Source organism: Streptomyces griseoviridis (assembly GCF_005222485.1).
Lineage (GTDB): Bacteria > Actinomycetota > Actinomycetes > Streptomycetales > Streptomycetaceae > Streptomyces > Streptomyces hintoniae.
In genome coordinates this window covers 8,901,893-8,915,085 of the sequence record NZ_CP029078.1, presented here as the reverse complement: position 1 = coordinate 8,915,085, position 13,193 = coordinate 8,901,893, and the positions used below count along the sequence as shown (strand labels likewise).

The following is a 13,193-nucleotide window of genomic DNA, read 5'->3' as shown; positions in this document are numbered from 1 at the left end:
CGCCTGCTGCGCGCTGGGTGATCGCCGCCAGCGGCCGGGTATCCGACGCTGGCCCTGAGGGGTGCCATGAGCTCTCCGAGTCGACATAGAACTACCTAAGACGGTTCTATCAGCCCGCGTAACACGCGGCAACCGGCCAAGCCGGTTCCACGCTCGTTCCCCGGGTTCCGTCCGGGTAACGCGCCATCGGCGGGCCGCGCGGCGACCCGGGCGCGGCATCTCCGCCGGGCGACGCCGCCGCGCCGGACAGACCGAGCACCGACGGGCCGACGAGTCGCGAAGCTCCTGGTGGATGGGGGCCGTTGGCCCTGACCCCAGCCACCAGGAGCATCGTCGTGCCGCCGGATGATGACGACCGAGGGCGCGGCGGCGAAGAGGGCTCTGGCCTCCCCCGCCGATGAACCGCTGCTGAGACCTCGAACAAGCCTGCGAGTCGGGGACGCCGGCTCTGACGGTCGGCCTCTGTCGGCCGCTGTCGGCCTCTCTCGACCTTTACGCCGACGCGGACGGAAACTCGCGGTTGCTGAGGTGCTGCGGACGCGGCTTGGGCGCGGCGAAAGGAGCTTCCAGCGTGTTCTCCACGCTGTTGTACACAATGAAGATGTTGGAGCGCGCGAAGGGCGAGAGGTTCCCGTTGGAACCGTGCAGCAGGTTCGAGTCGAACATCACCGCGGATCCGGCCGGGCCGGTGATCTGCTCGATCCCATGCTCCTCGGCCATGCGCGTGAGGTGCCGCTGATCCGGAGAACCGACTGAGGGGCTGGCCACCCGGAGGGATTCCTCGTGGTAGTTCTGCGGCGTCTCCCCGATCGTGGGAATGAACGACTTGTGCGTACCGGGCATGACCATGAGCGGGCCGTTGAACGGATGGTTCTCGGTCAGCGAGATCGAGAAACTGAACGCGCGCGGCTGACGCATGCCGTCTTCGGAGTGCCAGGTCTCGAAATCGGAATGCCAGTGGAACGGAGCACCGCCGAAACCGGGCTTGTAGTTGACCCGGCTCTGGTGGATGTACACCTCCGAGTCGAGGACCTGCCGGGCGATGTCGGTGAGCCGCGGGGACCTCAGCAGCTCGGCAAAGAGCTCGCTGACCTTCTCGACCTCGAAGACAGAGCGCAGTTGGTCGAACTCCGGTTCCAGAATCACGCGCTCACTGGCGCGCAGCACCGGGTCCTCGCTCAGCCGTTGCAGTTCGGCCAGGTATGTCTTCACCTCTTGGTCGGACAGCAGTCCGTCGAGGACCAGGTAGCCACTGGACTCGTACCGCTCCAACTGCTCCCGGCTGAGAGGACCGGGACCATTTCCCCATACGGTCGGATCGATTCGCGGCTGGGGAACGGACTCACCGAGGACTCGCGTGGGATACAGGTCGGGGCGCGCAGTGGCAGTCATATGGCACTCTCCTTCACAGGGCAGGGGCGGTGCGGTCCACTCATGCACGGATAGGGTTCTCCAGGCAGAGGATCGCGAGGAGTCAGCCAGACGGCGGAGGTCCTTCACCGCTCATCTCTCTCTCTGGTTTTTCTCAAGCTCTCTCGATATTGCGAGATTCAAGGCAGTGAAGGGAAGAGAAAACGGGTGGACTGAATCGGCCCTGACCTGTTCCGGACCGCGGTCGGGCGTGGTAACCGGCCATTCCGGCTCTCAGTGGAGAGGGGTGCTTGCAGGGCCGACTCCGCCCGACGATGGCGGCAGCCGCAGTCGGCTCCCGACGCCCCCTCCGAGGGTTGAGACCTCCATGCCGAGGCCGAACCGTCCATGACGGTTCTCCCGTTTGTCCACCAGATGGTAACCAGCTAGGGTGGTTCCATGTCGGCCGATCAGTACCCCGAGTTCCGTCTTGGCAAGGTGCTAGCGACCAGCTTCACGGCGACGCTGACGGAGCGCTGCGGCGAGCCGGTGGAGCGCATCCCGGTGCCGCGGCGTCTCGTGGACTGGTTGGCGGTCAATGGGCTCATGGTCGACTCCTGCACCGACTCCCAGCTCGACCGCGCCCGAGAAGTGCGGGAGTCGATTCACGCGGCCGCTACCGCCGTCGCCGACCAGGCTCCGCTTCCCCCTTCGGCTGTGCGGGTCATCAATGACTGCAGCACCAGCGGTGTGGCCTCGGTCGTTCTGACGCCCGAAGGGCGCCAGGAGTGGCGGCTGGGTTCGGCTTCCGTGGAGGACGCGCTCAGCGTGATCGCCGCCGACGCCATCAGCGTCATCTCGGGTGAACGCGACGGCAAGATGGCCCTGTGCGCGTCGCCGACGTGCCGGGCCGCGTTCTTCGACACCAGCCGAGGCGCCACGCGCCGATGGTGCGAGATGAACACCTGCGGGAACCGTGAGAAGAAGGCACGCTTCCTCGCCAACAAGCGCCAGAGCCCAAGTCCCGCCCACTGACTGGCTACTGACTGCCCGCTGACCACTCCCCCTCGCGCGCCACGGCCTCTCCGGCGAGGACAGCACGATCGCCTTGGACCGAGTGAACCCGCGGAGGGCGGTGTCGAGACCCTCCGCGGTCCGTGGCAAGGCCCTCCCCTCGTCCGGGTGCGCTCAGCTCTCGGTGCGATAGTGGGCGGCGGTTCCCGTGAGGTGGGGGCTGAGTTCGGGGCGCAGGACCAGGTCGTCGTCGTAGTCGCCACCGTTCTGTCGGCGGAAGGGCAGCGGTTCGGTGTGCGGGAGGTCCTTCAGCCGCTCGCGCAGGGCGTCCACGTGGAAGGCGTAGGTGGCCTCGTCCATCCGGTCGGCCCCGTGGACCAGTAGGGGCGGGAGGACGTCGATGCCCGCGTACCACAGGGTGCCGTGTTGCAGGGGAAAGAGCAGGTCGTTCAGGTCGCCGTTGATGCCGCGTGGTCCCAGGCTCACCTCTCGGGCGCCGGCGCTGACGACGACCATCGCCCGCTTGCCCGCGAGCGCGCCCTCCCCGTAGCGGAGTTGGCGGCCCTGGGCGTCGTGGATGCCGAAGGCGAAACCGGCGACGAAGACGCGGTCGAACCAGCCTTTGAGGATGGCGGGCATCCCGTACCACCAGAGCGGGAACTGCACGATCACGGTGTCGGCCCAGGACAGTTTCGCGTGCTCCGCGGTGATGTCGGGGGCCAGTGAGCCTCGGCGGACGGCCTCTTGTGCCGCGCGGCCGACGATCAGTCGCTCGCCGTCCGCGTGAGTGAAGTCGTCGGCCGTCACGACCGGGTTGAAGTTCATCGCGTACAGGTCGCTGGTGCGGACCTCGTGTCCCTGTTCTTCGAGGGACCGGACGCCTTCGCGGTACAGGGAGCCGTTGAGGGAGCGGGGTTCGGGATGGGCGGCGAGCCAGAGGACTTTCACCGTCGGTTCCTTTCTGCGGTGGCCATGATCGTTCGCGCTTACCCGAACCGCTGTGGAACAACCGATCCCCGAACTGGACGACGGGAGTTTCGCGTCGGGAAGTGGGTCCGCACGCCAGTGGAGTGCGGCGGATCGGTTGCGGCCGGGGCAGTGGCTCTCGTGCTGGTGATGGGCGAGCTGTCAGGAGTTGCCTTCCCGGCGCCGGCCAACTCGGCAGCAGGAGGTGGCACTTGGACCTGTCTCCTGCTGCAAGGGCCTCACCGCGCGAACACCGAGTCCCCGTCAGCGGGCTGACGGGGACTCACGGTCGGTCGAGGGTGACCGTACGGCCTACTTCGCTTCCACTACTTCGTCCTCCGTCAGCAGCGGGTAGACGCCGTTCTCGTCGTGGTCCTCGCGGCCGGTCAGCGCCGGCGTGAAGATGCACAGGAACGTGCTGTCCTCGATGGGCTTGATCGTGTGGTTGTCGGCGTCGTCCAGGATGTGCAGCGTTCCGGGCTCGATGATGTGTTCCTCGTTCTCGTCCCGGTCGACCAGAATCATCTTTCCGGAGATGCAGAACACCGCTTCCACGTGGTTCGCGTAGCAGATGTCGGTCTCGGTGCCGGCGTACACCACGGTCTCGGAGACGGAGTATCCGAATCCGTCCGAGGCGAGCAGGATGCGCTTGCTCCGCCACGTGCCGCTCGCGGCCGTGACGTCCCGCTCGGTACCTTCGATGTCCGAAAGCCTACGAACCTGCATGACAGTTCTCCTTCTCTTTGTTCCTGTGCGACATGGGCAGGGTCTGCGCTAGCGCGCTCTCAGTGCGGTGAGGAGTTCGATGTAGAGGCTGTTGAGCCGGGCGCCTCTGTCCAGGTAGGCGGCTCCGACCATGGCGCCTTCCCGCAGGTACTTGACGACCACTCCGTGGTCAGGTCGTTCCAGGTCTCCACGGACGATCTCCATGGAATCGGAGATCTTCGGGTTACCGGCGATCTGGATACGCAGCCCGAAGACCTCGGTCACCATGTTGGGGAAGTACTTGATCCGGGAGATTTTCGCGTCATATCCCAGAGACGATGCCAAAGACTTACCCGCGAGATCGCCGGTGTCAATCGCGTTCTTCCAGAATTCCATGCGCGTGTGGCTTTCCGACGTCCACGGGTCCGGGTAGCGAGCGATATCCCCGGCCGCGAACACATCCTCGCACTCCGATACGCGCATGTACTCATCAACGCGTACCCCGTCGGACAGGTCCAAACCGTTTCCCCGCAGCCATTCCACGTTGGGAACGCTGCCGATCGCTTCGATGTAGAGCGATCGGTCCGACGCGGGTTCGAGGTATGCGTCCTTCGATCCGCTCGCATCTTTGGCGAGCCTTCCGGCGCCGTCACAGAGCATGTTCCGTGCGGCGTCGCCCGTCAAGAACGTGACGCCGTTCCGAGCGATCCAACTCCTGAGCGAGCGTGCGGTCGTCGTGCCCAGAATTCTCTCGAAGGGCCCGTGACGCAGCGCTTCGAGCATGACGACTTCGCAGCCGTACTCCTTGGCCAGGGAAGCCAGCTCGCAAGCGACGAATCCGGCGCCCGCGATCGTGACTTTTTTGCTTTTCTGGAGTTCCTGGTGAATGGATCGCGCGTCATCCAGGCCTCGCAGCGTCCGGTGCGCATGGACCGCGCACTCCCTGTCGCCCTCGGCCGAGGTGCGCGGGCGCACACCCGAGGCGATCACGAGGCGGTCGTATGCGAGCGTGTCGCCTGTACTCAGGCGCAGAACCCTGTCACGCAGGTCCGCGGTCTCGACTCGCGTATCGAGATGCCAGGTCAGGGCGGTGTTCTCGACTCCGGGCACCTTCAGGCCCTCGGTGGCCGCCTCGATGCCGTCCGGCGGCGGATACCGCTTCTTCGTGAGACCTGGCCGGCTGTAGGTGCGGTGGGCCTCGTCTCCGAGGATGACGATCCTGGCGTCCACCCCGCACTTGAGCAGCGCGTTGGCCGCTCGTAAGCCGGCTATGCCAGAACCGACTATGCCGATGAGGGGCGCCGATCCGGTCATGCGGAATCACGGTTCAGGGCGATCGCCTGCAGGGGGCAGGAGTCGATGGCGTCCTCGATCTCGTCGATGTTCTCCTCATCGAACGACTCCTGGTACCGAAGCTCTCCGTCGGCGTCCAGTTCGAAGTGGTCCGGAGACGAAATTGCGCAGAGCCCGTGGTTCTGGCATTTGACTTGGTCAACGAAGATCTTCACAATTTCCTCCAAGCGTGATCGTGTTTCAGGAACGCGGGGTGAACGTGATCGGCAGCTTGTTGGCGCCCGTGTTTCCGGAGTCGGGCAGCCACTCGGCGCCTTCTCCCAGACGCAGGTCGGTCATGCGCGTGGCCAGTGTCGTCAGAGCCACACCGATGTCTGCCCTGGCGACGAAATGCCCCAGGCAGTGGTGCACTCCCCCGCCGAACGCGAAATGCGGCGCGCGTTCGGCGTCGAGGTCGATGCGGTCGGGATCGTCGAACGCGGCGGGATCGGTGGCCGAGGTCATCGTGAACAGGTGGAGGGTCGTCCCCTGCTCGATCGTGCGCTCCTTGTGCTGGAACGTCTCCGCCGCCTCACGCGATATCCATCGGCCGATCGGATTGATGCGAAGTGCCTCTTCCGCCGCCTTGGCGGCGTAGCGCTCGGGGTCCGCGGCCAGCTTCTCCCACTGGTCCGGCTGCTTCGAGAATGCCTCGACGGCCAGGGCCAGTTGATTTCGCGTCGTGTCTATGCCCGCGAAGATGAGCAGGATGATGAGGTTGATCAGCTCCTGGTCCGAGAGCTTGCCCGCGTCCGCGTCCCTCGTCTCCACCAGGGTGCTCAGGATGTCGTCCTGAGGTGACTTCCTCCTGCTCAGTACGAGGGATTCCGCGTACTGGGTGAGTTCGACGATGGCGTCGTCGATCTGTGCGATGTTCTCCTGGATGGTGATGCCGAGACCGAGCCCGATCGTGGACGCGAGTTCGTGGATCTTCTTCCAGTCCCGCTCGTCGATGCCGAGGATCACGCACAGGATCCTGGTCGCGTACGGTGCCGCGAAGCGGCCGGCGAAATCCGTCCGCCCGTCGTCGATCCACTCGTCGACCAGGCTCTCCGCGAGGGCTTGGAACCGGGGGTGCAGGGGCTCTATCCGGCGCGGTGAGAAGGCCGGATTGACCAGGCGGCGGATCCTGTTGTGCTCGTCGCCCTCCAGCACCAGCAGGGTCTTCTGCCACCAGCGGTCGAAGTGACCGTCGAACACCCCGTGCTGAGAGGGCCACTTGGCCGATCCCTGGGTCAGGCGGGGATTCTTCAGGAGGAAACTGCTGTCCTCGTAGGAGAGGACGGCGATGCCCCAGTCGGTTCGTGCGTACCAGTGGGTGGCGCGCGCCTTCCGTACGTCTTCCGAGTCCATACGGAAGTGTTCGCCACTGATGTCGAGATGCGGGATTGTGGGCTGCTGAGTCATAGCGGACGACTCCCAGTCGTCGAGGATCGGTCCGGGTCGGTGCGGCCCGCGGCTGCTGCCGGGCGGGCTGACCAGGTCAGTCGGCGGTCAGCGGGCCGATGCGGTAGAGGACCTCGTCGTGGTGGCTGTCGGCGAAGAGGCTGCTGGGGAAGAGCACCCGGGTCGCGATGGGGGCCGCGTGCTTCTTGGCGAACTGCTTCAGGACCATGATGATCGCCTTGTTCTCGGCGGAGACCGTGGCCTCGACGTACCGGGCGCCGTCGGCCACCTGCTGATCGGCCGCGGCCTGGAAGAGTTTCACCCCGAGGAAGGGGATGCCGTGGCGCGGGTTGACGGCGGTCTGCCAGACGAAGTAGGTCTCGGGCTCCTCCGGGCGGCGGTAGCCGGTGAGGAATCCGACGAGTTCGTCGCCCACGGTCGCGACGAGCGAACCGTCGGCGAAGTCGCGGAACCAGAGCGTGTAGTAGTAGAGGCTGTTGGAGTCGAGGCCGGGGGTGGCCTCGACCATCTTCCAGACGGCGGGGCCGTCCTGGGGCACCGGAGCGCGGAAGATCACCTGCTTCTTCGCGGCGGTGGTCTGCTCCGCGCCGGTCGCGGAGGGCGTGGTCGTCGTCATGGTGGGGTGGGCCCTTTCTCTCTCGGCGGCACCGGGCGCGGTCATGCCGTCTCGTACACGGCGCGTTGCGCGATGCGCAGTCCTCGGTCGAGTTCGTCGGTGGTGATGGTCAGCGGCGGCAGCAGCTTGATGACCTCGTCGTGGGCTCCGGACGTCTCGATGAGGAGCCCGAGTTGGAACGCGCGCCGTGCGGCGCGGCCGGCGTGCTCGGGGTGGGGCAGCTCCAGGCCCCAGACCATGCCGCGGCCCCGGTAGGCGGATCCGCTGTGGTGGGCGGCCGTGTCGCGGAGGGCGGCTTCGATGGTCCGGGCGTGGGCCAGGGTCTGCTGCTCCAGCTTGTCGTCGGTCCAGTAGGCGTTGAGGGCGGCGGCCGCGGTGACGAAGGCGGGGTTGTTGCCGCGGAACGTGCCGTTGTGCTCGCCCGGCTCCCAGACGTCGAGTTCGGGCCGGAACAGGCACAGGGACATGGGCAGTCCGTAGCCGCTGATGGACTTGGAGACGGTGACGATGTCCGGGGTGATGCCGGCCTCCTCGAAGGAGAAGAACGCTCCGGTGCGGCCGCAGCCCATCTGGATGTCGTCGACGATCAGCAGCATGTCGTGCTGCTCGCAGAGCTGGGCGAGGGCTCGCAGCCACTGCGGGCTTGCCACGTTGATGCCGCCCTCGCCCTGGATCGTCTCCACGATCACCGCGGCCGGCTGGTCGAGACCGGATCCGCTGTCGTCGAGGAGCTGCTCGAACCAGAGGAAGTCGGGGGTCCTGTCGTCCAGGTAGTGGTCGAAGGGCATGCGGGTGGTGTGGACGAGCGGGATGCCGGCGCCGGCTCGTTTGAAGGCGTTGCCGGTCACCGCGAGGGAGCCGAGCGACATGCCGTGGAAGGCGTTGGTGAAGGAGACGATCGTCTCGCGGCCCTTGACCTTGCGCGCCAACTTGAGGGCGGCTTCCACCGCGTTGGTCCCTGTCGGACCCGGGAACATGACCTTGTAGGGAAGTTCGCGCGGGCGCAGGATCGTGTTCTGGAAGAACTCGAGGAACGCTCGCTTGGCCGTGGTCGACATGTCCAGGCCGTTGGTGACGCCGTCGTGTTCCAGGTAGTCGATCAGGGCGCGCTTCAACACCGGGTTGTTGTGGCCGTAGTTGAGGGATCCGGCGCCGGCGAAGAAGTCGAGGTAGTCGTGTCCGTCCTCGTCGTGGAGGTGACTGCCCCGCGCCCGGTCGAACACCGTGGGCCAGCTGCGGCAGTAGCTGCGTACCTCCGACTCCAGCGTCGTGAAGACGCTCAGGTCGGGCTGGGTGATCGTCATGCCGCTACCTGCTCGCGCTTCGTGGCGAGCACGAAGTCGGTGAAGGTGTCCACGGAGATGAAGTCGTCCGCGTCCAGGGCCTCCGGGTCGACGACCAGGTCGATGGAGTCTTCGAGGGCCATCAGCATCTCGAGCATGGTGGTGGAGTCGAGGTGCAGGTCGTCGAAGAGCTTCACCTCGCCGGTGAGGCCGGTGACGGGGCGCTCCAGGACGTCGGTGAGGGCGTTCTCGAGGGCGGTGACAACGTTCTGGCGGTCCATGGTCATGTCCTAACGTCCGGTGGGGAGTTGCTGTGGTCGGGTGTGTGGGTGGGCTCAGTGGGCGAGGCGGGCCCGCAGGGCCTCGGTGGTGACGGAGGTGGCCGGGGCCTGGTCGATCTGGGCGGCCAGCTTCCTGCGGTCGACCTTGCCGTTGCCGTTGGTGGGCAGGGCGTCCAGACGGACGCAGCGGCGCGGGATCTTGAAGGGCTCGATGTGGTCGCGCATGCCCTCGCGCACCTCGTCGGCGGTGATGTCGGCGACCACCGCGAGGAGTGCGGTCCGCTTTCCCTCGGGCGGCAGTACGGCGGCGGAGGTCACGCCGTCGACGCGGGTCGCGGCGGCTTCGACCTCGGTGGTGCTGAGCCGGAACCCCCGCTCCTTGTAGAGGTCGTCGCGGCGGCCGGAGAAGTAGAGGTAGCCCTCCTCGTCCTGCCAGCCGTAGTCGCCGGTGCGCAGTTCGGGGAAGAGTCCCTCGGCGCGGGGGAAGCGCTCGGCGGTCAGCTCGGGGCGTCGCCAGTAGCCGGCCATGACGTTCGGGCCCCGCACGACGAGTTGGCCGATCTCTCCCGCGGGCAGCCGGTTGCCGTCGTCGTCGATGACGAAGACCTCGGTGCCCGGCAGGGGCAGTCCGCAGGACCCCGGGCGGTCGAGGTCGCCGTCGGGCGGCATGATCGCTGTGCGCTTGCACTCGGTGAGGCCGTACATGACCTGGATGCGCAGGTCGGGGAGGGCGGCGCGGAGCGCGGTCATGGTGGGCTGGGAGAGGGCCGCTCCGGTGTTGGTGAGCAGCCGCAGCCGGCCAGGGCCCTTGCTGCTGCGGCTGAGCAGCCAGGCGAGCCGGTCGGAGAGGGACGGCATGGCGGGCAGCACGGTCGCCCCGGCCTCCTCCAGGCTGCGCAGCAGCGGGGGGCCGACCTCGGCGACGGTGCCCAGGTGGAGTCGCGCGCCGCTGAGGGCCGCGAGGTAGACCTGGTAGAGGCCGTAGTCGAAGGAGAGGGGCAGCGGGCAGTAGACGACGTCGTCGCTGCGGTACTCCAGACATTCCTGGATCGCGGAGACGGCGAAGATCACCTGCTGGTGGGTGCTGACCACGGCCTTGGGCAGCGAGGTGGTGCCCGAGGTGTAGATCAGGCTGACGGGGTCCACGCTCAGGGCGCCGCGGCCGGTGAGGGTGGGGGTGGGGGTCCCCTCGGGGTCGGCTTCGAGTGCGGTCCGCAGGAGTTCGTCGAGCCTGAGGAAGGTCACGTCGTGCTGTGCGGCGGTGCGTCCCGCGTCGGGGTCGTCGGAGACCAGCAACGTGGGTTCGCAGTCGCGCAGTACGTGTTCCAGTGGCCCGCCGCGTACCTGCTCGTGCAGCACGCTGAAGACGGCGCCGAGGCGGGAGGCGGCGTAGACGAGGACGGCGATGCCGACTCCGTCGGCGGCGGTGACGACGACGCGGTCGCCGCGGCGCAGTCCCTCGCGGTGCAGGAGTGCGGCCATCCTGGTGCTGGCGGTGGCGAGTTCGCGGTAGGTGAGACGGTGGCTTCGCGAGGTCAACGCGGTCGATCGGGGGGTGCGGTCGGCGGTCGCCTCCAGGAGTTCGTGCAGCAGCCGAGCTGTGCTGGGCATCAGATCTCCTCGGCGGTGGGGGTGTTGGCGGTCGCGGTGTCCTTGCGGCGGTGGGGGACGACGGTGGTGGCGGTGGCGGCGCAGACGAGTTGGGGTTCCTGGAGTACGGTGGCGGCGCTCTCGCCCGCTCCGGGGCGGGCGTTGAGGACCTTGTGGGCCTCCAGCTCGACCACGCGGCGCAGTCGGGTCCGGCGTACCAGCCGGCCGCGGGCCTCGATGTAGTCGCCGGGCCTCACGGGTGCGGTGAAGCGGAGGTCGCTGTACTGGGACAGCAGTCCCTCGTCGCCGTCCGTGCGGATGGTGATCTCGGTGACGAGATCACCGAAGAGGCGCAGGATGCGGGCGCCGTCGACGAGGTCTCCGCCGTAGTGGGCCTCTTCCTGGCCGATGCGTACGCGCAGGAAGGCCGTGGTCTCCGGGGCTTGTTCACCGGGGGTGCTGTGCTGGACGGCGGCGGTCGTGGTGGTGGTTTTCGGCGGCGGCACGGCGTCAGGCTCCTTCGATTCCGTGGATCGTGGTGGTCCGTTCCCGGCTCCCGTGCCGTCGGCCGGCGGGAGGCTGAGGGCGACGGCGGCCACGACGTTCTCTTTGTGGGTGATGGAGACCGAGAGGGAGGTCGGGGTCAACTGGGCGGCTCGGCCTCGGAGATGGACGACGGGGGCGCCGTGCGCGGTGTGCTCCACGCATATCTCCCGGGGCGTCACTCCCTGGAGGAAGCCGATGCCGAGGGCTTTGAGGAGGGCCTCCTTGGCGGCGAACCGTCCCGCCAGGAACTCCAGGCGTCGCTGCGGACCGAGGGTGTCGGCGTGGGCGAGTTCCTCCGGGGCGAAGCCGAAGCGCAAGAACCAGGGCCGCTCGATCAGACGGCGGAGTTCCGATCGTTCGAGGACGTCAAGGCCGATCCGGGCGATCCGGCTCGCTGGGGCGTTCACGTGGACGGTGTGCGGAAGTCGACGAGGTGCTGCTTGGCCAGCAGGTCTTCCGTAGTGTCGCGTTCCCGGATCAGATGGGCCCGCCCGTCGTGCACCAGCACCTCGGCGGGGAAGCCGTGGCTGAGGAAGAGACCGGGTGAGGCGGTCGGCCCGTAGGCCCCGGACCGTTCCACCGCCAGCAGGTCCCCCGGCCGCACTTCCGGCAGTCGGACCTTCTTGGCGAGGACGTCGTTGGGTGTGCACAGAGGTCCGGTCACGCTGTAGCGGCGCGTCTCGCCCGCGGCGCGATTCTCCAGGTGGCGGATCGGGAAGTTGCGCTTGACGAAGCTGCCGACGCCGACGGCCGCCATGTGGTGGTTCGTGCCGCCGTCGGCGACCACGAAGCTCTCCCCCATGGAGTTCTTCACGTAGCGGGCCCGGACGATGTACGTGCCGGCGGTGGCGGTGAGGAACCGGCCCAGCTCCATGATCATCCGGCAGTGGGGGTTGCGTGCGGAGAACGGGGCGAGGACTTCCGCGAGTCCGGTGCCCAGCGCGTCGAGGTCGAGGTCCTCTTCGTTGTCGAAGTAGGCGACGCCGAGGCCGCCGCCGAAGTCCACGGTCTCCAGGGGGAAGCCGAGGTGTCCGGCGAGGTCTTCCGCGGTGGCGAGGATCTGGCGGGTGTTGTGGACGACGTCCTCGTGGTGGAGGAACCGTGTCCCCATGTAGGCGTGCACGCCCTGGACGCGGATGTTGCGCAGGGCCGCGACGCGGTGCTTGGCGTCGCGCAGTTCGGCTTCGTCGATGCCGAACTGTCGGGGCTTGCCGCCCATGGCCAGCCCTGATCCCTTGCTGCCGAAGGCGGGGTTGACCCTGAGCAGCACCGGGAACCCGTCCCGGCCGGCCGTCGCCAACAGCGCGTCGAGCTGGTCGAGTTCGTCCAGTGACTCGCAGACGATGGCGTGGATGCCGGCCTCGACGCACGCGGTGAGCTCTCGTTCGTCCTTGCCGGGCCCGAGGAAGATGATGTCCTCGGAGGCGACGCCCGCTCGCAGGGCGGTGACCAGTTCGACGTAGGAGGAGACTTCGGCGCCGGCGCCGAAGGAGTTCAGCAGCGCGCAGACGCTGACGTTCGGGTTGGCCTTGAGCGAGTAGAAGATATCGGCGGTGTCGGGAAGCAGGTCGCGCAGGCCGTGGTACGTGTCGGCGAGGATATCCGCGTCGTAGAGGAACAGCGGGGTGCCGAACTCCTCGGCGAGCGCCGACATCGTGTTTCCCTGGATGTCACTCTTCGAGGTCATCGGGCGATCACTGCCATCCGCCGTCGTCCTCGGGCGAGATGAAAACAGTCCGCCTCTCGGTCGGCGAGTTGTCCGAGGTAGGTATTCGCTCATTCATGGTTCGCCTCTCTCGCTGGTTCGCTGTCCGGTACAACGAGTCTGCGAGCCGGCGCGCGTCGAGGGAAGAGGAAACGGCTGACCTAAATCGGACCTGACCTGTTCAGGACCGCGGTCGGATTCGATATCCGGTCATGGGGTCGCGACGATCGCGCCATTCTCCATGATGAACCGCCCACGGTCCTGTCCCCATGATGACGCGGATGAGGCAGGCGGCGGAAGGCGGTGGCGCGGAGGGTGATCACACGCTCGACCGGGTGGCGCCCGCGGCGCCGAGTCCTGTTTGACGTCGGCGGCCGGCTGCCCCGCGAGCCGGGTTC

Annotated in this window: 13 protein-coding genes; 1 reads left to right on the top strand and 12 read right to left on the bottom strand. The window is 67.4% G+C overall.

From position 1 onward, the window contains the following. Nucleotides 1-492 precede the first annotated feature (492 nt). The gene (gene thpD / locus DDJ31_RS38470) at nucleotides 493-1,392 is read right to left on the bottom strand and encodes an ectoine hydroxylase (protein ID WP_127175809.1); all 900 of its coding nucleotides are present in this window, start codon (nucleotides 1,390-1,392) and stop codon (nucleotides 493-495) included. 417 nt (nucleotides 1,393-1,809) lie between these two features. Between thpD and DDJ31_RS38465 the strand changes: the two genes are divergently transcribed. Next, a complete protein-coding gene (locus DDJ31_RS38465; protein ID WP_127175810.1) occupies nucleotides 1,810-2,385 on the top strand; it encodes a CGNR zinc finger domain-containing protein in 576 nt (191 codons plus the stop codon). Between the two features lie 153 nt (nucleotides 2,386-2,538). On the opposite strand, the gene DDJ31_RS38460 is transcribed toward DDJ31_RS38465, so the two are convergent. The 11 genes from DDJ31_RS38460 to DDJ31_RS38410 form a co-directional block, all read right to left on the bottom strand. Beyond that, on the bottom strand, nucleotides 2,539-3,312 hold the full coding sequence (locus tag DDJ31_RS38460; protein WP_127175811.1) for an NAD(P)H-dependent oxidoreductase: 774 nt from the start codon (nucleotides 3,310-3,312) through the stop codon (nucleotides 2,539-2,541). 330 nt (nucleotides 3,313-3,642) lie between these two features. Beyond that, nucleotides 3,643-4,056 carry an ectoine synthase gene (locus tag DDJ31_RS38455; protein WP_127175812.1) on the bottom strand — a complete coding sequence of 138 codons (414 nt, stop codon included), beginning with the start codon at nucleotides 4,054-4,056 and terminating at the stop codon, nucleotides 3,643-3,645. A gap of 48 nt (nucleotides 4,057-4,104) precedes the next feature. Beyond that, on the bottom strand, nucleotides 4,105-5,349 hold the full coding sequence (locus DDJ31_RS38450) for an NAD(P)/FAD-dependent oxidoreductase (protein ID WP_127175813.1): 1,245 nt from the start codon (nucleotides 5,347-5,349) through the stop codon (nucleotides 4,105-4,107). After that, on the bottom strand, nucleotides 5,346-5,543 hold the full coding sequence (locus tag DDJ31_RS38445; protein ID WP_127175814.1) for a ferredoxin: 198 nt from the start codon (nucleotides 5,541-5,543) through the stop codon (nucleotides 5,346-5,348). Before DDJ31_RS38445 ends, DDJ31_RS38450 begins: the two co-directional genes overlap by 4 nt. Nucleotides 5,544-5,568: 25 nt before the next feature. Further along, nucleotides 5,569-6,720, bottom strand: coding sequence for a cytochrome P450 (locus DDJ31_RS38440; RefSeq protein ID WP_240677917.1), 1,152 nt, complete (start codon nucleotides 6,718-6,720; stop codon nucleotides 5,569-5,571). 130 nt (nucleotides 6,721-6,850) lie between these two features. Next, complete coding sequence (gene ectA, locus DDJ31_RS38435; RefSeq protein WP_127175816.1) at nucleotides 6,851-7,390, bottom strand: diaminobutyrate acetyltransferase; 540 nt, start codon at nucleotides 7,388-7,390, stop codon at nucleotides 6,851-6,853. 41 nt (nucleotides 7,391-7,431) lie between these two features. After that, nucleotides 7,432-8,694: a diaminobutyrate--2-oxoglutarate transaminase gene (ectB, locus tag DDJ31_RS38430; RefSeq protein WP_127175817.1), complete on the bottom strand. Its 1,263-nt coding sequence runs from the start codon at nucleotides 8,692-8,694 to the stop codon at nucleotides 7,432-7,434. After that, nucleotides 8,691-8,954 (bottom strand): acyl carrier protein, encoded by a 264-nt coding sequence (locus DDJ31_RS38425; protein WP_127175818.1) that lies wholly within the window; start codon nucleotides 8,952-8,954, stop codon nucleotides 8,691-8,693. Before DDJ31_RS38425 ends, ectB begins: the two co-directional genes overlap by 4 nt. Before the next feature lie 54 nt (nucleotides 8,955-9,008). Next, the gene (locus DDJ31_RS38420) at nucleotides 9,009-10,565 is read right to left on the bottom strand and encodes a class I adenylate-forming enzyme family protein (RefSeq protein ID WP_127175819.1); all 1,557 of its coding nucleotides are present in this window, start codon (nucleotides 10,563-10,565) and stop codon (nucleotides 9,009-9,011) included. Further along, nucleotides 10,565-11,497 carry a holo-ACP synthase gene (locus DDJ31_RS38415; RefSeq protein ID WP_240677918.1) on the bottom strand — a complete coding sequence of 311 codons (933 nt, stop codon included), beginning with the start codon at nucleotides 11,495-11,497 and terminating at the stop codon, nucleotides 10,565-10,567. Before DDJ31_RS38415 ends, DDJ31_RS38420 begins: the two co-directional genes overlap by 1 nt. Beyond that, entirely contained in the window at nucleotides 11,494-12,777 is a 1,284-nt protein-coding gene (locus DDJ31_RS38410; RefSeq protein ID WP_127175820.1) for a type III PLP-dependent enzyme, read from the bottom strand. The genes DDJ31_RS38415 and DDJ31_RS38410 overlap by 4 nt, the downstream gene beginning before the upstream one ends. Nucleotides 12,778-13,193: the final 416 nt, after the last annotated feature.